The sequence below is a fragment of the Derxia gummosa DSM 723 genome, from assembly GCF_000482785.1.
Taxonomy (GTDB): domain Bacteria; phylum Pseudomonadota; class Gammaproteobacteria; order Burkholderiales; family Burkholderiaceae_E; genus Derxia; species Derxia gummosa.
Genome location: NZ_KI519499.1, coordinates 276,897 through 296,164, shown reverse-complemented (window position 1 = coordinate 296,164; position 19,268 = coordinate 276,897). Strand labels below are relative to the sequence as shown.

Below are 19,268 nucleotides of genomic sequence, written 5' to 3'. Positions count from 1 at the left end.
CATCCCCGCAAGTCCTTCATCACCACCACCACGGAGCCACCATGGACCTCGACACCATCAAGACCAAGATCAAGGAAATCATCCAGGACCGCCTGGAGATCGACCCGGCCGACATCGCCGATCCCGACACCGCCGACCTGTTCGCCGAGGACGGCTGGGGCATCGACTCGGTCGACGTGCTCGACCTCGTGCTCGGCCTCGAAAAGGCCTTCGGCGTGCGCCTGAACCAGGACGAGGAGGTCAAGCGCCACTTCAAGTCGATCGAGACGCTGGCGGCCTATCTGCTGACCGTCGCCAAGCCGGTCGCGGCCTGAGGCGGGAGCGGGCAGTGAATCGCAACGCCGTCGTCATCACCGGTCTGGGCGTGGTCAGCCCGGCCGGGCAGGACATCACCCGCTTCGAGCTGTCGCTGCGGTCGGGCAGCTCGGGCATCCGCCACAACACCTGGCATCACACCGAGGGCGCGCGCTCGCAGCTCGTGGGCATCGTCGATCCCTTCGAGCCCGCGGCAGAGCTGACCGACTTCGAGCGCCGCCGGCTGTCGCGGGCCGACCAGTACGCGCTCACGGCCACCGTCGAGGCCTGGCAGCAGGCCGCGCTCGACGGCATCGACCGCGACCGCGTCGGCGTGGTGTTCGGCAGCGGCGGCGGCGTGAACGTGACCGAGTGCTATGTCGATGCCGCGATGCAGGGCCGCGTCGGTCGCCCGTCGTCGCTGCTGCCGATGAACCCGGACAGCGCCGGCACCGCCGTCGCCCGGCACTGGGGCCTGCACGGCCCGCGCACCAGCATCATGACCGCCTGCTCCTCGGGCGCGACCGCCGTGGGCCTGGCCGCCGACTTCATCGAATGCGGCTTCGCCGACGTGATGGTCGCGGGCGGCACCGAGTCGCTGTCGCATGTGACCTTCACCGGCTTCAACGCGCTCGGCGCGCTGGCCACCGGCCGCAACCGCCCCTTCGACCGCCGTCGCGACGGCATCGTGCTGGGCGAGGGCGCGGGCGTGCTCATCCTCGAACGCGCCGGCCATGCGCTGGCGCGCGGCGTCAAGCCGCTGGCGGTGCTCGCCGGCTACGGCATCACCTCCGACGCGAGCCACATCACCGCGCCCCATCCCGAAGGCGACGGCATGGCCCGCGCGATGCAGCTCGCGCTGCGCAAGAGCGGCCTCGCCGCCGAGCGCATCGGCTACATCAATGCCCACGGCACCGGCACCTCGCTGAATGACAAGTCGGAAACCGCCGCCATCCGCCGCGTGTTCGGCGCGGCGGCCGACCGGCTCGCGGTCAGCTCCATCAAGCCGATGATCGGCCACACGCTGTCGGCGGCCGGCGCGATCGAGGCGGTCGCCACGGTGCTCGGCCTCATGGGCCAGTTCCTGCCGCCCACGCTCAACTTCGAGGAAGCCGATCCCGACTGCGACCTCGACGTGGTGCCCAACGTCGCGCGCAACGCGCGGCTCGATGTCGCCATGAAGAACTCGCTCGCCTTCGGCGGCAACAACACCTCTCTCATCCTTGCCCGTCCGGAGGCTTTCGATGTCGCGGCCTGATTCCGTCGCCCTCGTCACCGGCGCGTCGCGCGGCATCGGCCGCGGCGTGGCTCTCGCGCTCGGCGCGGCGGGCCATCACGTGCTGGTCAACTTCAAGTCCAGCATGGGCAAGGCCGAGGAGGTCGTGGCCGAAATCCGCGCCGCCGGCGGCAGCGCCGAGCTGCTCCAGGGCGACGTGGCCAGCGGCGCCGATGTCGATCGCATGGCGCAGGAAGTCGAGGCGCGCTTCGAGCAGGTGGACGTGCTCGTCAACAACGCCGGCGTGCTGCGCGACGGCCTGCTGGCGATGATGTCCGACGCGCAATGGGACGAGGTGCTCGACACCAACCTGCGCGGCGTGTTCCTGACCACCCGCGCCTTCGTGAAGGGCATGATCCGCGGCCGTCGCGGCAAGGTCATCAACATGGTCTCGATCAGCGGCCTCATCGGCACGCCGGGCCAGGCCAACTACGCGGCCTCGAAGGGCGGCGTGATCGCGATGACCCGCGCGCTGGCCAAGGAACTGGGCCGCTACAAGGTGCAGGTCAACGCGGTCGCGCCGGGCTTCATCGAGACCGAGATGCTGACCGAGATGAACCCGAAGCAGCTGGCCGAGATGACCAAGGCCATCCCGCTCGGCCGCGTCGGCAAGGTGGACGAGGTGGCGGCGCTGGTGCGCTTTCTCGCCTCGGCCGACAACGGCTACATGACCGGCCAGACGCTCGCGATCGACGGGGGCCTCGGTGTCTGAGGTCCGCATCCGGCCGGTCGGCATCGGCACGCGGCTCACGCTGCGCTGCGGCTGCGTGCTGCTCGACGACGCGGGCACCACGGTGCTCGTCGATCCGGGCCATTTCAGCGGCCACCGCGCGGCGCTCGACGCCGCCCTGCGTGCCACGGCCGGGATCGGGCTGGACGACATCGACATCGTCTTCTTCACCCACCTGCATTTCGATCATTACGACGATCTGGGCTACGGCCCGCGCACCACGGTGGCGGTGTCGGCGCGCGAGCTGGAGTTCTTTGCCCGCTTCATCGCCGCGCGCGATGACGGCGAGGGCGTCGAGGCCTTCCTGGCGCGCGAGTACGAGCATCTGGCGCCGGTGTTCCGGCGCCAGTTCGTGCGGCTCGCGCATGACCGCCGCTACGACTTCGCCAACGCCAGCTTCGCCGGCCGGCTGCGCACCGTCGTGCCCGGCGAGGCGCTGACGCCGAACCTGCGCGTCATCGACCTCGAAGGCCATGCGCCGGGCCAGATCGGCCTCGACTGCCTCACCGCCCACGGCCGCACCGCCATCGCCGGCGATGCGCTGCTGTCGCTCGACGACGCGCTCGCCGCCGACGTCGCCCATCACCTCGTGTACTGGCGCCACGACCTGCTGCTGGCCGCGCGCGAATCGCTCGCCGGCCATGACTGCGTCGTGCCCGGTCACGGCCCCTGGTTCGAGCCGCGCTCGGCCCGACTCATCGAGACAACGGAAGGACTTCTCCATGGATGACAGCATCGTCATCACCGGCTTCGGCATGGTGGGCGCGCTCGGCAGCGACAGCGCCGCCGCGCTCGCCGCGATGGACGCCGGCCAGGCCGCCACGGCCGTGCCGCGCGAAGGCAGCAACGTGCCGGCCGCCGCCGTGCAAGGGTTTGCAGCCACCGACTACATCAACCGCAAGAAGGTGCGCCGCATGGACGCGGTCAACACCTATGCGATCGCCGCCGCGCAGATGGCGCTGGCCGATGCCGGCGTGGCCGACGAGGCCCACAAGCGCAACTGCGGCGTCATCGTGGGCACGGGCTTCTCGGGCTTCGCGAGCGTGGTCGAGCATCACAAGGCCTATCTGGCCGAGGGCATCACCGGCCTCACGCCGATCCACTTTCCCAACACCGTCTACAACGCGACCGCCGGCATGGTGGCGATCGAGCTGGCGCTCGACGGCCCCAATTCCACGCTCGTGGGCGTGGACCAGTCGGGCGAATACGCGCTGATGTACGGCTGGATGCTGCTGCGCCAGGGCATGTGCGAGCGCGTGGTGGTGATCGGCGCCGACGACCTGCCGGCGCCGCTGCTGCGCGGCTTTGCCGAGATGGGCCTTGGCCGCCGCGACGATGACGGCGCGCTGCCGTTCTCGCGCGGCGCCGCCGGCTGCCTGCCGTCGGAAGGCGCGGGCGCGCTGGTACTCGAAACCGCCGCTGCCGCCGCCGCGCGCGGCGCCCGCGTGCTCGGCCGCATCGAAGGCATCGGCCAGTACGCCGGTGCCGACAGCGTGTTCGGCCACGGCGAGCTTGGCCCGGCGGTGCGCCGCAGCGTGTCGGCCGCGCTCGACCGCGCCGGCATCGCCATCGGCGACATCGACTGGGTGTCGAGCGCCGCGAGTGGCACGCCTTCGCTCGACCAGGGCGAAGCCTCGGCCTGGGCCGGCCTGCTCGACGCCGAGCGTCATGAACTCGTGGCGCTCAAGGGCCATCTCGGCGAATTCGCCTCGTCGGGCGTGCTGCGCCTGGGTCTCGCGCTGCGCTGCATGGAACGCGGCCGCCTGCCGGCGCGCGATGCCGCCGACGCGCTGCCCGAAGTCGCGCCGCTGCTGGCGCGCGCCGGCAGCCGTCCGGCGCGCCGCGTGCTGCATCAGGGCGCGGGCATCGGCGCGAGCGCGGTGTCGATCGTGGTCGGAGCGCCGGCATGAAGCTCGACCGCACCGCGATCGAGGCGCTGCTGCCGCATCGCGCGCCCATCCTGCTGCCGACCGAGGTCGAGGCCGATCCGGCCACGCGCTCGGGTCGCGCGCTGATCCGGCTCGACGCCAACGCGCGCATCTTCGGCGCGCTGGCCCAGCCGGCGCTCGCGCATGAACTGCTGCTCGAAGCCGCCGCCCAGACCTTCGGCATTGTGATCGGCGCCTGCCCACCCGAGGGCGGCGCGGCGGCCGGCGCCGAAGGGCGCCATCTGCTGCTCGGCTTCGACGAGGTCGAGTTCGGCCCGGCCGCGCTCGACGGCGGCGCGCCCTTCGAGCTGGAAGTGGCGCTGGAGCAGACCTCCGGTCCGGTGCATGTGGCGCGCTTCAGCGCCGAGCAGGGCGGGGCGCAGGTTGCCCGCGGCCAGCTCCAGGTCTTCAACGGGTGAGGCGATGACAACGCTTGCAATCCACCCGCCGGTCGCGCCTGCTCTGCGCGCCGTCGCGGCCGACGAGCCGGTGTTCGCCGGCCATTTTCCGGGCCAGCCCATCCTGCCCGGCGTGCTGCTGCTGCGCTTCGCGGTCGATGCCGCCGCCGGGGCCGCCGGCCGTCCGCTCGTGCTGGTAGCAATCCGCCGCCTGCGCTTCAGCGCACCGGTGCTGCCGCCGGCCGAAGTGCGCGTCGAGTTCGATGCGAAGCCCGACGGCGACGACCGCCTGCGCCTGCGCTGCAAGTGGTTCGGCGCCGACGGCGCGGCGCTGGCGCGCGGCGACCTGATCGTGGCGGAGGCGCGCTGATGGACCGCCGCCGCTTCGTCGCGGGCCTCATGGCGGGCGCCGCCGGTTGCTGGCTGCCGATGTCGGCCAGCGGCCGCGCGCTCGGCGTGCTGCCCCCGGCCCGGTTTGCCGCGACTGACCGTTTCGACGTCACGCACCGCGTGCGCGACGAAGGCCCCGGCGAGCAGCCCGAACCCGACGAGAAGCATGAGGTCGTGGTGGTGGGCGGCGGCATCTCGGCGCTCACCGCCGCCACGCGGCTCGCGCCGCGCGACGTGCTGGTGCTGGAGAAGGAGCCGGTGGCCGGCGGCAATTCGCGCGCCGGCGAGATCGCGGGCTGCCGCGTCGCGCTCGGCGCCTTCCTCAACCAGGGGCCGGTCGCGCCCTTCGGCGAGTTCTTCGCCGATCTGGGCGTGCGCTTCCATGCGCTCGCGCCGGCCGACCATGCGACGCATGCGGCCGGCCGGCTGGTGCGCGACCCGTTCGGCGCCGGGCTCGGCCGGCTCGGTCTGCCCGCCGACGCCGCGCGCGACCTCGCCCGCGCCACCGACCGGCTGCGCGGCATGCTCGACCCCGAGCGCGGCCTGCGCATCGTGCGTGCCGAGAACGGCCCGGCGATGCTCGCGCTCGACCGCGTCACGCTCTGGGACGACTACGCCACCCAGGGCTATGCGCCCGCCACGCGCGCCCTGCTCGATGACGTGGTGGCCGCGCGCGTCGCCGACAGCGGCGAGAAGCTCTCGGCCTGGATCGGCAACTACCTGCTCTCGCAAACGCTTGCACCCGCATACACGATGGCCGGTGGCCACGCCGCCGTGACCGAGGCGCTGCTCGACCGGCTCGGCCGCCAGCCCGGCGCCAGCCTGCGCTGCGGCTTTACCGTCACCCGCGTCGCGCAGCGTGGCGAGGCGGTGTGGGTGACCGGCATCGGCGCCGACGGCCGGCGCCGCAGCATCGCCGCCGACGCCGTCGTGCTCGGCGTGCCCAAGCTGTACGCGCGCCGCATCGTCGATGGCCTGGATGCGGCGCGCCCCGGCGTGTACGGCGGCTTCGCCTACAACGCCTATCTCGTGACCCAGGTGAGCCTGACCCGGCGCATCGACGCGCCCTTCGAGACCACCGCGCCGGGCCGGCTCGCGCGCTACATCGTCGCGCCCGACAACCTGCCCGGCAATGCGCGCCATGACGGCGGCGGCGTGCTCACCGTGTACAGCCCGTTCCCGCGCGTGGCCGGCCGCTCGGCGCTCTATGTCGCCGCGGCGCGCGACCTGGCCGAGCGCATCGCCGCTGACCTTGCCGCCGTGCTGCCCGAAACGCGCGGCCGCATCGCCGACATGACGCTGCACCGCTGGGGCCATCCGATGCTCACCCTCGGCCCCGGCATGGATTCGACCCTCGACGCGGCCAAGGAGAGCTTCGGCCGCGTCGTCTTCGCCCACAGCGATTCCTTCGGCCTGACCGGCCTGTACTCGGCGGTCTGGACCGGCATGGAAGCCGAGGCCGAGACCGCCGCGCTGCTGGCCTGACCGCACACCCGCCTTAACCGGAACCGACCATGAATCTTTCCCTCGCCCTCCGCCGCCACGGCCGCGTTGCGCTGTTCGCGCTGAGCTGCGGCCTGCCGCTCGCCGCGCTGGCCGCGCCCGCCGCCCCCGTCGGCGCGGCCGCCACCACCGCCGCCCGCGACATCGCCAACCTCGGCCAGGCCCAGTCCAAGGCCGCGCTCGAAGGCTATCTGGCCACGCTGCGCAAGTCGCCCGACGATCTCGACGCGCTGCGCTCGGCCGGCATCCTGCTGCACCAGATCAGCCGCACCGAACCCGAGCGCGAGCGCGTCGAGCAGGCCGAGCGCTATCTCAAGCAGGCCGCCGGCCTCGCGCCCGACGACCGCGAGATCGCCGGCTGGCTCGGCAGCGTCACCACGATGAAGGCGCTGTTCGAGACCGATCCGGGCAAGCAGACCTTCTGGGTCAAGCTCGGCACGCGCCAGATGGACAAGGCGATCGACCAGGCGCCCGAGCTGCCGATCCTGCGGCTCATCCGGGGCAACAACAGCCTCGAGCTGCCGCCTTTCCTCAAGCGCACCCGGTTCGCGGTCGAGGACTTCAACCGCTATGTCGCGCTCTGCGCCGCGCAAACCTGCCCGAAGGAATTGGTGGACGACGCGCGCGAGAAGGCGAAGCGCGCGCAGAAGATCGTCGAGGACACGAAATGAGCGGCGTCGGCAGCCTTCTGGCCCGCCTCGGCGACTGGGGCCCGCTGACGCGCCGCCGCGCGCGGTCGCAGGAGCCGACCGCGAGCCTCACGCCCGCGAATGCGCGCGTGCTGGTGTGCGGCGCGAGCGGCGGACTCGGCCAGGCGATCGCCGAGCGCTTCGCGCGTGACGGCGCGAAGGTGGCGCTGCATTTCAACCGCTCGCGCTCGGCCGCCGAGCGGCTCGCGGCCGGCCTCGTGGCCGAGGGTTGCGCGGCGCCGGCGCTGGTCGGCGCCGATCTGCGCGACGCCGAGGCCGCCGGGCGCTGCCTGAGCGAGGCCGCCGCCGCGCTCGGCGGGCTCGACGTGCTGGTGCTCGCCGTGGGCAGCGCCAAGGACGGCCCGCTCGCCCTCGTCGATGACGACGACATGGCCGAATGCATGCGCGACAACCTCGCGCCGGTGGTGAACGCGGCCGAAGCCTTCCGCGCGCTGCGCGGCGAGGCCGGCGGCGGCGCGATCGTGGTCGTGTCCTCGGTGACGGGGCTGGTCGGCCAGCCGATGCGCGTGGCCTACGGCGCGGCCAAGGCGGCGGTCATCAGCTATTGCAAGTCGCTGGCGCGCGAGGTGGCCGACTCGGGCCTGCGCGTGAACATCGTCGCGCCCCAGGTGACGGAGGGCGGCCTTGCCGACCTCATGAAGGCCAAGGTGCGCTCGGTACTGCTCGCCAACACGCCGCTGGCGCGCAATTGCACGCCGCAGGACGTGGCCGGCGCGGTGCGCTTCCTGGCGCTGGGCGACGCGGCCTTCGTGACCGGCGCGGTGGTGAACGTGAGTGGAGGGCTCATCACATGGTGAGCGCCGTGCAAACCCTTGCAAGAAAGGTCTGGCTGCGCGCGCCGGCCATGAGCGGCCAGAGCCTCGCGGCGGCCTTCGCGCGGCGCGACGAGCGCCGGCCCGACTTCCATCTCGACAGCGCGCCGCCGGTGGGCAAGCGTGCGTCCAAGCGCGCGCGGGTCGCGGCCGACGCGGCCCAGGCGGCGCTCGGCGGGCTGGATGCGCTGGTCTATCTGGCGCCCGAGCCGGCCGAGGGCGCCGACCTGGTCGAGACCGTGGTTGCGGCGACCGTGGACTTCACGGCGGCGGCGCGCGCCGCCGCGCATGCGATGTCGCGCGGCGACGGCGGCGAGATCGTCGTGGTGTGCGACATCGCCGGCGTGTGCGGGCGCCAGGGCAGGGCGGTGGAGGCGAGCGTCGCCGGCGCGCTGCTCGGCGCGGTGCGCTGCCTGGCCAAGGAGTTCGGCCGCCAGGCCATCAACGTCAACGCGGTCTGCCATGCGAGCGTGCCGGAGTTCGGCGTGGTGCAGCCGCTGGCGCCGGCCGAGCAGGAACTGTTCGGCCTCATGAAGCTCGGGCGCCCCGTGGGCGTCGATCAGCTCGCACAGAACATCGTCCACCTCGTCGGCGGACGCCATGCACTCACGGGCCAGCTGCTGCACGCGGCGGACGGCCTGATCATCTGAAGGCCAGCGCCATGATCGAAGTTGAAGACCTGCACAAGGAATACGCGCTCGGCGACCTCACCGTGTCGGCGCTGCGCGGCGTGAACCTGGGCATCGCCGACGGCGAATGCGTGTTCATCGGCGGCAAGTCGGGCAGCGGCAAGAGCACGCTGCTGCATCTGGTGGGCGGGCTCGACCTGCCGTCGCGGGGCAGCGTGCGCATCGACGGCTTCGACACCGCCTCGGTGCCCGATCCGCAGCTGGCCGACTTCCGCGCCCGCCACATCGGCTTCGTGTTCCAGAACTTCAACCTGATGCCGGTGCTGACGGTGGCCGAGAACGTCGAGTACCCGCTGCTGCTGCTGCGCGAGCGTGACCGCGCGGCGCGCGTGAAGCGGGTGCTGGAGGAAGTCGGCCTCGCCGAGCATGCGCGCAAGTACCCCAACCAGCTCTCGGGCGGCCAGCGCCAGCGCGTGGCGATCGCGCGCGGCCTGGTGCACGAGCCGCGTCTGCTCATCGCCGACGAGCCCACGGCCAACCTCGACAGCGACACCGGCACCCAGGTGATGGCGCTGATGCACAGGCTTGCAAGCGAGCGCGGTTCGACCCTCGTCATCTGCTCGCACGACCCCGAGCTGCTCGCCGGCGCGCCGCGCGTGGTGACGATGCGCGACGGCCGCGTCGAGCATGACCGGCGTTCCGCCACCGCCCCGGCCCAGGCCGACGACCGCGCGATCGCGCTCGCCTGACCACCGCATTCCCCACGGAGATTCACCATGTTCTTCATCAAGGTTGGCTGGCGGAACATCCTCCGGCACCGCCGCCGCTCCCTCGTGACCCTGCTGGCGATCGTGACCGGCCTGGTCGGCATCATCGCCTTCGGCGGCTTCGTCCAGGCCAACTATGAGGGCCTGCGCGAGTCGGTCATCCGCAGCCAGTACGGCCATCTGCAACTGTTCCGCGCCGGCTACGAGGCCAACCACCGCCAGCAGCCCGAGCGCTACCGGCTCTCGCCCGAGGACGCCGGCCGCATCGAGACGCTGCTGGCCCAGGCGCCGCACTTTGCCGTGGCGGCGCGCCGGCTCGAATTCACCGCGCTGCTCGGCAGCGACAAGCTCAGCGAGGCCGCGATCGTGCGCGGCGTCGATCCCGACAACGAGGGCCTCATCAACTCGGCGCTCGCCATCATCGACGGCAACGATCTCGACTCGTCGGAGGAAGACGGCGTGCTGCTCGGCGAGGGCCTGGCCCAGGCGCTCGGCGTGAAGGTGGGCGACACGCTCACCCTCATGGGCACGACGGCGGGCGGGATGATGAACGCGCTCGACGTGCGCGTGGCCGGCGTGTTCCGCTCCTTCGCCAAGGAATACGACGACCGCGCCGCGATGGTCGGCCTGCCGCTCGCGCAGCGCCTGCTGTCCACCGGCGATGTCGACAACGTCGTGCTGCTCATCGACGACACCACGAAGCTCGACGAGACCGTCGCCTGGCTGACGCCGCGACTGGAGGCGGCCGGCCTGAAGGTGGAAACGAAAAGCTGGTTCGAGCTGGCGACCTTCTACCGCAAGGTGGTGGACCTGTACGACGGCTTCTTCGCCTTCGTGGTCGCGGTGATCGCGCTGGTGGTGCTGTTCAGCATCGCCAACACGATGATGATCGCCGTCATGGAGCGCACCGCCGAGATCGGCACGCTGCGCGCGCTCGGCACCCGCCGCGAGGGCGTGGTGAAGCAGTTCGTGGTCGAGGCGCTGCTGCTCGGCCTGATCGGCAGCGCCGTCGGCGTGGTGGTGGCGGTCGGCGTGTCGGAAGTGGTGTCGGGCCTCCAGATCATGATGCCGCCCCCGCCCGGCTCCTCGCGCGGCTATCCGCTGCGCATCGCCCAGGTGCCGCCGCTGTGGGCCCTCGCGGCCTGCGGCGTGCTGGTCATCGCCTTCTTCGCAACGCTCTTCCCCGCCATGGGCGCCGCGCGCCGGCCGGTGGTGGATGCGCTGCGCCATGTCTGATCCCGAGCAGGTGAATCCCATGCAACGACGCAACTTCCTCGCGGCCGCGCTCGCCGGCCTCGCACTCGGCCCGCGCGCCTTCGCGGCCGGCAATCCCGTGATGGCCGCCGCCGGCAGCCCGATGGCCGCGAGCGGCAGCGCCCTCATGGCCGCTGCTGGCGCCGCCGCGCCCGACGCCGAGGCGCTGCTCGCCCGCGCCGACGACTACCGCAACTTCCGCGGCAAGGCCTTTTCCTTCGACCTCGCGCTCACGAGCTTCGACGCCGACGACGGCGACAAGAGCTTCGAGATGAAGGTCGAGGTGCTGGACTCGCACACCTCGCTCGTCATGTACGACGCGCCGGTGTCGGAGCGCGGCAAGGCGCTGCTCATGGAGCGCAACAACCTGTGGTTCTCGTCGCCGGGCGCGAGCAAGCCCATCCGCATCACGCCGCAGCAGCGGCTGGTGGGCGAGGCGTCCAACGGCGACGTGGCCAGCACCGACTTCAGCGGCGACTACGCGCCGAGCCTGCTCGCCAGCGAGGCGGCCGACGGCATCGACTGCCACAAGCTCCAACTCGACGCGAAGCCCGGCACGCTCGCCACCTACAGCCGCGTCCACCTCTGGGTGCGCGCCGACAACGCCCAGCCGGTGCGCGCCGAGTTCTTCGGCCCCTCGGGCAAGCTCATCAAGACCGCGCGCTACACCCGCTTCGAGAAGGTCGCGGGCGCGGGCAAGGCCCAGCTCGTCGAGCTGGAGATCGCCAACCCGCTCAACCCGGGCCGGCGCACGGTGATGAAGTACCGCAACTTCAAGGTGGGCGAGCTGCCGGAGTCGCACTTCACCGTCGCCTATCTGGGGCGGCTGCGATGAGGGCAGGCCCGGCGCGGCGGCGGTCGGCCGTGGCGGCGCTGGCGCTGGCGCTTGCCGCCGCCGACGCGCGCGCCGATGACGCCGCCACCGACTGGCGCGCCAGCGCCGAGCTGGCCGTCAGCGCCTCGCCCGCCCGCGCCGACGCGCCGGCCAATCCCGGCCTCGTCGATGCGCGCCGGGGCGAGGCCGGCCCGGCCCTGCACGTGAACGCGCGCCACGCCGCCGGCGACCTCGTGCTCACCGCCGACGGCTGGCTCCAGGCCCGCCGCGACTGGCTGCGCGGCGAGACCGTCAGCCACGGCTACCTGCCCGAGGCGAGCGCGAGCTGGCAGGCGGGCAGCAGCGTCAACCTCTCGGCGGGCATCGGCGCCTTCCGCTGGGGCTCGGGCTATTCGTGGAACCCGGCCAATCCGCTCACCGACGTGCAGGCCAACAACACCAGCCGCGCGCTCGCCTACCGGCGCGACGGCGATCCCTTCGCGAGCATCGAGTTCGCCTTCGGCCAGGACCTGCTCGCGCTGACGGTCGCCCAGCTGCGCCAGACCGACCGACTGCTCGACCGCCAGGAGCGCCGCGAGAACCGCGCCGTGCTGCGCTACCAGGCGATGTTCGACGGCGCCGACATCACCGCCTTCGCGGCGGCCGGCGACGGCGAGAGCTTCGGCGGCCTGTCGGCCTCGGCCGCGCCCGGCGACCAGCTCGAACTGCATGCCGAACTGGGCCTGCGCTCGCGCCGCCGCGCGCCGTCGGTGCGGGCGGTGGATCTCGGGCCGGCGCAGGCGCCGCTCGCGGTGCTCGATTTCGCGCCGCGCCCGGTCGCGACGCTGTCGGGGCTGGTCGGCGGCCAGTACACGTTTGCCGATTCGACCAACCTGATCGTCGAGTTCTTCCACGACGGCAACGGCCTGTCGCGCGGCGAGTTCGACGCGCTGCGCGCCGGCATCGCCTCCAGCCGCGAGCGGCTCGACGACCCGGCCTTCGGCGCCGCCGCCCAGGGCTTTCTCAAGGACACGACCCGGCTCGCGGGCCGGATGCGGCGCGACTACCTGTTCGTGCGCGTCGCGCGCGACGAGCTGTTCGCGCGCACCGACCTGCATGCCTATGCGCGCACCGGCCTCGCCGACGGCGCCACCGTCTGGGGCCTGCTGCTGCGCCGCGCGATCACGCCCGCGCTGCGGGTGCAGGCCGGCGTCGAGCTGTATCGCGGCGACGCCGATTCGGAGGCGCGCCTGATCCCGGTGCGCCAGCGCGTCGAGGCCGCGCTCATCGCCGATTTCTGAGGGCCGCGTTCATCACCGATTTCCGCGCCCGGCCGGCGCAGGTCGGTCAACCGCGCCGATTTCCGTTCTTCCCCGCGGCCCCGTCCGCTCCAGCCCACCGACCACGAGGACAACCATCATGAAGACCCTCAGCGCCCGCATCGCCCTGCTCGCCGCCGCCGGCCTGCTTTCCGCCTGCGCCCAGCACTTTCCGCCGGTGGACTACACCGCCGACGAGAAGGCCTCGCTCACCGAACTCAAGGCCATCGACGATCCCGAGGCCAAGCTCGCGCTCGGCAGCCTGCTGTTCCTGCACAACCAGATCGACGAGGCCGATCCGCTGCTGACCCAGGCGGTCGAGGCCATGCCGAAGAACCCCCAGGCCCAGGCCTGGCACGCCGCCAACGAATGCAAGAAGGCCGGTCGGCGCGGCCCCTGGCTCATGGGCTTCGACAAGCTCTGGCTGGTGCACGACTGCCTCGGCGACGTGAATGCCGCGCTCGCCGCCGCGCCCGACGATTTCGTCGTGCAGATGGTGCAGATGAACACCGGTGCCGAGGTCAACATGTTCGGCTCGCTCGACAAGGCGCGCGCCACCCGCGACGCGATCGAGGCGCAGCGCGCAAAGCAGCCCGGCATGCTGACCGGCGACGTGGCCGCCCAGTACGCGGTCACCAGCGCCAAGATCGAGCGCGTCTCGGGCAATGTCGGCAAGGCGCGCGAGCTGCTCGCCGCGGCCGAGCAGTCGGCGCCGACCGAAGCGACGCGCCGGCTCATCAAGGCCGAGCGCGACCTGCTCGGTGGCGCCTGACACGCTCGCGCGCGTCTGGCACTGGCGCGGCGGGCCGCAACGGCTGCCGGCGCGACGGCGCGACGCGCTCAAGCGCGCGGTGGTGGCCGAGCTGCTCGGCGTCGATGCGCGCCGGGTGAGGCTCGGGCGCGCGGCCTCGGGCGCGCCGATTGCGCGGGTGCCGGGGAGGGGCCGGGTGTGGCTGTCGGCGTCGGACACGCGCGGCGGCTATGCGGTCGCGGCGAGCGTGGCGGGGCCGGTCGGCATCGACATCGAACGGCCGCGCGGGCGTCGCGTCGCGGCCGATCAGCCCTGGCTGCATCCGCGCGAACAGGCGGCGATTGCCGGTGTCGGGGCCGCGCGGCGCGAGGCGGTCTTTCTCGGCATCTGGACGCAGAAGGAAGCGGTGCTGAAGCTCGACGGCGGCGGGCTCGGTGCGGGGCTTGCCGGGTTTGCGGTGGAGGTCGATCCGGCGCGGCCGGCGGGCTGCGATGCGGCAGCGCGGCCGAGGTTGCGGCGGTTGGCGGTGGCGGGGCTGGCCGGGGCGCTGGCGAGCCGGTCACGGCGGCCTGCCGTGGTGGATGCGGTCCGGCTCGGGTGGCCCGAGGCCATGCGCGCCGGGATCACCGCGCCGGCGCGGCGCCCGGTGCCGCGTTGGGCGCCATGACCTGACCCTCGGGATTGGCGGGCAGACGCGCGCCGCCGGTGCCGAGCGGCAGCTCCTCGAACACCTGCACCTCGCTCACGTAGTAGCGCGTATCGCCGAAGCAGCTGCCCGGCAGGCCCACGCGCTGCTCGTAATGCAGCGTCACGCGGCGGCCCATGGCGCCGTTGATCCTGCGGGCGATCTCGTCGTCGAGCACGGTGAACTCGAACTTCTCGGGCACGGTGCCCGGCATCGCCACCATCGACAGCTCGCCCTCCCAGGTCTTGCAGACCCAGCCCTTGCGCGAGAACTTCTGCACCCAGCCGGCGCGCTCGCCGCTCGAATAGCTCCAGTGTGTCGCCACCCACAGCCAGCCGGCGGCGAGCACCACGAGTGCGACGAGGACGAGCAGGACTTTCTTCATGTTGGACTTGGCCTGTTGGAGGTTGACGGCGCGCCTCCCGACAAGGCGCGTGCGGAGAAGGCGGTCAGCGCGCGATCAGCTCCCGCGCCGCGCGGCGCGTGGCCGGCGTGATCTCGACGCCGCCCAGCATGCGGGCGATCTCCTCGACGCGCGCATGCGCATCGAGCGGCGTCACCTGCGACACGGTCTGGCCCTCGTGCGTGGCCTTGGCGACCGCGAAATGGGTATCGCCCTTGGCCGCGACCTGGGGCAGATGCGTCACGCACAGCACCTGGCGCTGGGTGCCCAGGCCTTGCAGCAGCTTGCCCACCACCTCGGCCACCGCGCCGCCGATGCCGGTATCGACCTCGTCGAAGATGAGCGTGGGCGGCGCCGTCGCGCCGGTGGCGATGGCCGCGATCGCGAGGCTGATGCGCGCCAGCTCGCCGCCCGAGGCCACCTTGGCGAGCGGCCGCAGCGCGACGCCGGCATGGCCGCTCACATAGAACTCGACGTCCTCCAGCCCGTGCGACGTGCCCTCGGCCTCGGCGCGCTCGGCGAAGCGCACATCGAAGCTGCCGCCGACCATCGCCAGCGTCTGCATCGCCTCGCTCACCTCGCGCGACAGCAGTTCGCCGGCCTTGCGCCGCGCCGCGCCGAGCGCGCGCGCCGGCTTGACGAAGGCGGCGAGTGCCTCGGCCTCGCGGCGCGCGAGCGCCTCGGCGTCGGCGGACTCGCCCATTTCCCTGAGCCGCGCCTCGATGCGCTCGAACTCGGCCGGCAGCTCCTCGGGCTTGACCCGGTACTTGCGCGCCGTGGAATGCAGCGCGTCCATGCGCGCATCCAGCTCGGCCAGCCGCGCCGGATCGACATCGATGCGCGCGAGGTAGGCATGCAGCGTCGAGACTGCGTCGCCGATGGCCGAATCGGCATCGGTCAGCGCCTGCACCGCGTTGGCCAGCGCCGGGTCGATCGCGGCGAGCGGTTGCAGCTTGCCGAGTGCCTGCCCGATCAGGTCGCGCGCCGCACCTTCCTCGTCGGCCAGCACCGCGCTCGCGCCCTGGGCGCCCTCGATGAGGCTGGCCGCATGCGACAGCCGGCGATGCTCGGCCGAAACCTCGTCCCATTCACCCGCGCGCGGCGCGAGCCGGCTCAGCTCGTCGAACTGCCATTGCAGCCGCTCGCGCTCGACCTCGACGCGGCTCGCGTCGCGCTCGAATTCCTCGCGCTGGCGGCGCACGGTCTGCCAGTGGCGCCAGGCCTCGGCGACAGCGCGCGCCTGCGGCTCCAGCCCGGCGTGGGCGTCGAGCAGCTCGCGCTGGGCCGAGGGCTTGAGCAGCAGCTGATGGGCGTGCTGGCCGTGGATGTCCACGAGGAAGTTGCCGCATTCGCGCAGCTGGGCCTGGGTGACGGACGTGCCGTTGATCCAGGCCTTGCTGCGGCCTTGCGCATCGACCGTGCGGCGCAGCAGCACCGTGCCCGGGTCGGCCGCCAGTTCATGCTCGGCGAGCCAGGCGTCGGCCTCGGCCGGCGTGTCGAAGGTGGCAGAGATGTCGGTGCGGCTCGCGCCTTCGCGCACCACGCCGGCGTCGGTCTTGGCGCCGAGGGCGAGGGCGAGGGCGTCGATGAGGATGGACTTGCCGGCGCCGGTCTCGCCCGAAAACACGGTGAAGCCGCCACCGAAGTCGATGTGGCATTCACGGACGATGACGAAATCGCGGATGTTGAGCTGGACGAGCATCGCTTCTGGCGGCGGTGGCGGGTCAGGGGGAGGGCGTCTTGCGGCGCGGGCTCTTGCGGGCGGCGCCGCCGGTAGGCATGCGCGTCCAGTGGAGCTTCTCGCGCAGCACGCCGAAGTAGTTGTAGCCGGGCGGATGCAGGAAGGTGACGCCGTGCGGGCTGCGGCGGATGACGATCTCGTCGCCCTCGCGCAGCTCGGTGAAGGTCTGCATGTCGAAGCTGGCCGAGGCCGGATTGACGTTCGGCATCTCGATGTCGTGGTCGAGCTGCGTGGCACGGTCGAGCGTCACGACGATCTCGACATGCGACGGCAGCACGATCGGCCGGTTCGACAGCGCCTGAGGCGCGATCGGCACCATCACGAGGCCGTGCAGCTCGGGATGCAGGATCGGGCCGTGGGCCGACAGCGAATAGGCGGTCGAGCCGGTGGGCGTCGCGACGATGAGGCCGTCGGCGCGCTGGGTGTAGGCGTGGGTGCCGTCCACCGTCACGCTCACCTCGACCATGCCCGAGATGCCACCGCGCGCGATCACCACGTCATTCAGCGCGATCGCCTCGAACAGCGTCTCGGGCCGGGCGCGCGCGCTCTTGCGGCGCTGCACGCGGGCTTCGAGCAGCAGGCGGTTCTCGCTCTTGAAATTGCCGTCGAGGATGGCGCCGATGGCGGTGATCGTGTCGGCCAGCGGGATGTCGGTCATGAAGCCGAGCCGGCCGTGGTTGACGCCCACCACCGGCACGCCGCCGCGCGCCACCTGCCGCGCGATGCCGAGCATCGTGCCGTCGCCGCCGACGACGATGGCGAGGTCGGCCTCGCCGGACATGCGCGCCACATCGGCGATTTCGCTCGCCGGGGCCTTGAGCGTCGCGCCGGTATCGGGGTCGAACAGCACGGCCAGCCCGCGCTGACGCAGGTAGGCGGCGAGGGCGAGGATGGGTTCGGCGATGCAGGCACCGCCGTACTTGCCGATGACGGCAGCGGTGCGGAAGCCGCCACGGACCTGGGGCGCTGCGCCGGTCGCGGGCTGGGCCGAATCGGCGGCCGGGACGGGCTTGTTGGCGGGCTTTTTCGGCATGGCGGCGATTAAACCACAGGGTTTCGCGGCTTCCGTGACGCCCGCGCGAGGGTGGGCGAGCGCTCGCGTGACACATGCGCCAGAGGCAACGGAAGGCCGCGACGCCCCGGTTGCGCCGGCTGACACACTCGCGGCGATGACCGGAGACGCCCATCGGCGCGGCGGTTGCTTATCATTTCCGTCATGAAATCGAACGGACCGGATTCAGGGCTGGACAAGCGGGCGCAGGCGCTGCTCAAGGCGCTCATCGAGCGCTACATCGCCGACGGCCAGCCGGTCGGCTCGCGCGCGCTGTCGCGGCTGTCGGGGCTGGAGCTGTCGCCGGCTACGATCCGCAACGTGATGGCCGATCTGGAGGACATGGGCTTCATCGCCAGTCCGCACACCTCGGCGGGGCGGGTACCCACTGCACGCGGCTACCGGCTCTTCGTCGATTCGATGCTCACGGTGCAGCCGATCGACCGCATTCCGGCCCATGCCATCGACGTCCAGCTCCAGACCCAGCTCCAGCGCGGCGATCCGCAGCGCGTCATCTCCACCGCCGCTCAGGTGCTCAGCAACCTGAGCCAGTTCGCGGGCGTGGTGATCGCGCCCCGCCGCAGCGCCGTGTTCCAGCAGATCGAGTTCCTGCGGCTGGGCGAGAAGCGGGTGCTGCTCATCATCGTCACGCCCGACGGCGGCGTGCAGAACCGCATCCTCTTCACTGACCGCGATCACAGCCCGCCCGAGCTGGCCGAGGCCGCGCAGTTCCTCAACGTGCATTTCGCCGGTCACAGCTTCGACGAGATCCGCGCCCGCCTCCAGACCGACCTGCGCCAGCTGCGCGACGACATGACCACGCTCATGACGCGCGCCGTCGATGCCGGCGAGGACGCCATGAAGGACGACGGTGACAACGTCGTGATCTCGGGCGAGCGCAACCTGCTCGGCGTGCAGGACCTGACCGACGACATGGATGCGCTCAAGCGCCTGTTCGCGGTGTTCGAGCAGAAGACCTCGCTGCTCCAGCTGCTCGACACCTCGGTACGGGCCGAGGGTGTGCAGATCTTCATCGGCGGCGATTCGGAGCTGGTGCCGGTCGATTCGATGAGCATCGTCGCCGCGCCCTACGAGGCCGACGGCAAGATCGTCGGCACGCTCGGCGTCATCGGTCCGACGCGCATGGCCTACGACCGCGTCGTGCCCATCGTCGACATCACCGCCAAGCTGCTCACCAACGCGCTCTCGTCCCCCCACTGAAAGTGACGCCATCTTGATCGCGCCCAATGCCGGCCCGCGCGGCACCGCCTGGAACGAACCCTCGGCCCGGCTCCACGAGCGTTCGATCCTGCACAGCGAGATCCATCCGCATCCGAACGCGAAGCTGCTCGACCAGTTCTTCAGCACGCTCGCGCTGGGCGAGGCGACGACGGCCGGGCTGTTCTACGACGAGTCGGCACGGGTCGACATCCCGGCCATCGGCCTGCGCGGCCTGAGCGCCGCCGAGGCGCGGCTGCTCTGGCGTGTGGCGCTCAACGATGCGCGCGACCTGCATGTGCAGTACGCAGTCACGAGCGCCGACGACAGCGGCGGCGAGGTGGTCTGGATCGCGCGCTACACCTGGCAGCCGACCGGCCGCATCGTGACCCAGCGCCTGCGCGGGCGCTTCCGCATCAAGGGAGCGCGCATCGTCGAGGAGGTCGAGCAGTTCTCGCTCTGGGGCTGCGCCCAGATGGCCTTCGGCACGCGCGGCTGGTTCGGCGGCTGGAACCCTTTCCTGCGTTCGCGCATCCGACGGCTGGTGCGCGAAAGGCTCGCGCGCGGCGGCTGAGCGCCGGCCACCAGACAACCC

Annotated in this window: 22 protein-coding genes; 19 read left to right on the top strand and 3 right to left on the bottom strand. The window is 72.1% G+C overall.

Features of this window, described 5'->3' with window-relative positions; all coding sequences use genetic code 11:
• Positions 1–41: 41 nt before the first annotated feature.
• From H566_RS29205 to H566_RS27720, 17 genes are all read left to right on the top strand, one after another.
• Positions 42–314, top strand: coding sequence for an acyl carrier protein (locus H566_RS29205; RefSeq protein ID WP_028313002.1), 273 nt, complete (start codon positions 42–44; stop codon positions 312–314).
• Between the two features lie 14 nt (positions 315–328).
• Complete coding sequence (locus tag H566_RS0118730) at positions 329–1,552, top strand: beta-ketoacyl-[acyl-carrier-protein] synthase family protein (protein WP_034412231.1); 1,224 nt, start codon at positions 329–331, stop codon at positions 1,550–1,552.
• Positions 1,539–2,282, top strand: coding sequence for a 3-oxoacyl-ACP reductase FabG (fabG, locus tag H566_RS0118725; protein WP_028312640.1), 744 nt, complete (start codon positions 1,539–1,541; stop codon positions 2,280–2,282). The genes H566_RS0118730 and fabG overlap by 14 nt, the downstream gene beginning before the upstream one ends.
• Complete coding sequence (locus H566_RS0118720; protein ID WP_028312639.1) at positions 2,275–3,030, top strand: MBL fold metallo-hydrolase; 756 nt, start codon at positions 2,275–2,277, stop codon at positions 3,028–3,030. Before fabG ends, H566_RS0118720 begins: the two co-directional genes overlap by 8 nt.
• On the top strand, positions 3,023–4,210 hold the full coding sequence (locus H566_RS0118715; protein ID WP_028312638.1) for a beta-ketoacyl synthase N-terminal-like domain-containing protein: 1,188 nt from the start codon (positions 3,023–3,025) through the stop codon (positions 4,208–4,210). The genes H566_RS0118720 and H566_RS0118715 overlap by 8 nt, the downstream gene beginning before the upstream one ends.
• Positions 4,207–4,647, top strand: a complete 441-nt coding sequence (locus H566_RS0118710; protein WP_028312637.1) for a hypothetical protein — start codon at positions 4,207–4,209, stop codon at positions 4,645–4,647. The genes H566_RS0118715 and H566_RS0118710 overlap by 4 nt, the downstream gene beginning before the upstream one ends.
• Before the next feature lie 4 nt (positions 4,648–4,651).
• Positions 4,652–4,996: an ApeI family dehydratase gene (locus H566_RS0118705; RefSeq protein WP_034412208.1), complete on the top strand. Its 345-nt coding sequence runs from the start codon at positions 4,652–4,654 to the stop codon at positions 4,994–4,996.
• Positions 4,996–6,501 (top strand): FAD-dependent oxidoreductase, encoded by a 1,506-nt coding sequence (locus tag H566_RS0118700; RefSeq protein WP_028312635.1) that lies wholly within the window; start codon positions 4,996–4,998, stop codon positions 6,499–6,501. The genes H566_RS0118705 and H566_RS0118700 overlap by 1 nt, the downstream gene beginning before the upstream one ends.
• Positions 6,502–6,530: 29 nt before the next feature.
• On the top strand, positions 6,531–7,190 hold the full coding sequence (locus H566_RS0118695; protein ID WP_028312634.1) for a hypothetical protein: 660 nt from the start codon (positions 6,531–6,533) through the stop codon (positions 7,188–7,190).
• Entirely contained in the window at positions 7,187–8,026 is an 840-nt protein-coding gene (locus H566_RS26305; RefSeq protein WP_051378988.1) for an SDR family NAD(P)-dependent oxidoreductase, read from the top strand. Before H566_RS0118695 ends, H566_RS26305 begins: the two co-directional genes overlap by 4 nt.
• 5 nt (positions 8,027–8,031) lie before the next feature.
• The gene (locus H566_RS0118685; RefSeq protein ID WP_169732557.1) at positions 8,032–8,691 is read left to right on the top strand and encodes an SDR family oxidoreductase; all 660 of its coding nucleotides are present in this window, start codon (positions 8,032–8,034) and stop codon (positions 8,689–8,691) included.
• A gap of 11 nt (positions 8,692–8,702) precedes the next feature.
• Complete coding sequence (locus H566_RS26300) at positions 8,703–9,419, top strand: ABC transporter ATP-binding protein (RefSeq protein ID WP_051378987.1); 717 nt, start codon at positions 8,703–8,705, stop codon at positions 9,417–9,419.
• Between the two features lie 27 nt (positions 9,420–9,446).
• Positions 9,447–10,673, top strand: a complete 1,227-nt coding sequence (locus H566_RS0118675; RefSeq protein ID WP_034412206.1) for an ABC transporter permease — start codon at positions 9,447–9,449, stop codon at positions 10,671–10,673.
• A 19-nt stretch (positions 10,674–10,692) separates the two neighbouring features.
• A complete protein-coding gene (locus tag H566_RS0118670) occupies positions 10,693–11,526 on the top strand; it encodes an outer membrane lipoprotein-sorting protein (protein ID WP_169732556.1) in 834 nt (277 codons plus the stop codon).
• Entirely contained in the window at positions 11,523–12,806 is a 1,284-nt protein-coding gene (locus H566_RS0118665; RefSeq protein WP_156924496.1) for a hypothetical protein, read from the top strand. The genes H566_RS0118670 and H566_RS0118665 overlap by 4 nt, the downstream gene beginning before the upstream one ends.
• Before the next feature lie 118 nt (positions 12,807–12,924).
• Positions 12,925–13,596 (top strand): hypothetical protein, encoded by a 672-nt coding sequence (locus H566_RS0118660; protein ID WP_028312629.1) that lies wholly within the window; start codon positions 12,925–12,927, stop codon positions 13,594–13,596.
• Between the two features lie 82 nt (positions 13,597–13,678).
• Entirely contained in the window at positions 13,679–14,242 is a 564-nt protein-coding gene (locus H566_RS27720; protein ID WP_169732555.1) for a 4'-phosphopantetheinyl transferase family protein, read from the top strand.
• Here H566_RS27720 and H566_RS0118650 read toward each other — a convergent pair.
• From H566_RS0118650 to H566_RS26290, 3 genes are all read right to left on the bottom strand, one after another.
• On the bottom strand, positions 14,199–14,645 hold the full coding sequence (locus H566_RS0118650; RefSeq protein WP_028312628.1) for a hypothetical protein: 447 nt from the start codon (positions 14,643–14,645) through the stop codon (positions 14,199–14,201). The two genes, H566_RS27720 and H566_RS0118650, sit on opposite strands and share 44 nt — an antisense overlap.
• Before the next feature lie 64 nt (positions 14,646–14,709).
• Positions 14,710–16,365 carry a DNA repair protein RecN gene (gene recN / locus H566_RS0118645; RefSeq protein WP_028312627.1) on the bottom strand — a complete coding sequence of 552 codons (1,656 nt, stop codon included), beginning with the start codon at positions 16,363–16,365 and terminating at the stop codon, positions 14,710–14,712.
• Between the two features lie 22 nt (positions 16,366–16,387).
• On the bottom strand, positions 16,388–17,437 hold the full coding sequence (locus tag H566_RS26290) for an NAD kinase (RefSeq protein WP_084545274.1): 1,050 nt from the start codon (positions 17,435–17,437) through the stop codon (positions 16,388–16,390).
• A 183-nt stretch (positions 17,438–17,620) separates the two neighbouring features.
• On the opposite strand from H566_RS26290, the gene hrcA reads away from it, so the two are divergent.
• Positions 17,621–18,676, top strand: a complete 1,056-nt coding sequence (hrcA, locus tag H566_RS0118635; protein ID WP_034412204.1) for a heat-inducible transcriptional repressor HrcA — start codon at positions 17,621–17,623, stop codon at positions 18,674–18,676.
• 13 nt (positions 18,677–18,689) lie between these two features.
• Complete coding sequence (locus H566_RS27715) at positions 18,690–19,247, top strand: nuclear transport factor 2-like protein (protein ID WP_051378985.1); 558 nt, start codon at positions 18,690–18,692, stop codon at positions 19,245–19,247.
• Positions 19,248–19,268 lie beyond the last annotated feature (21 nt).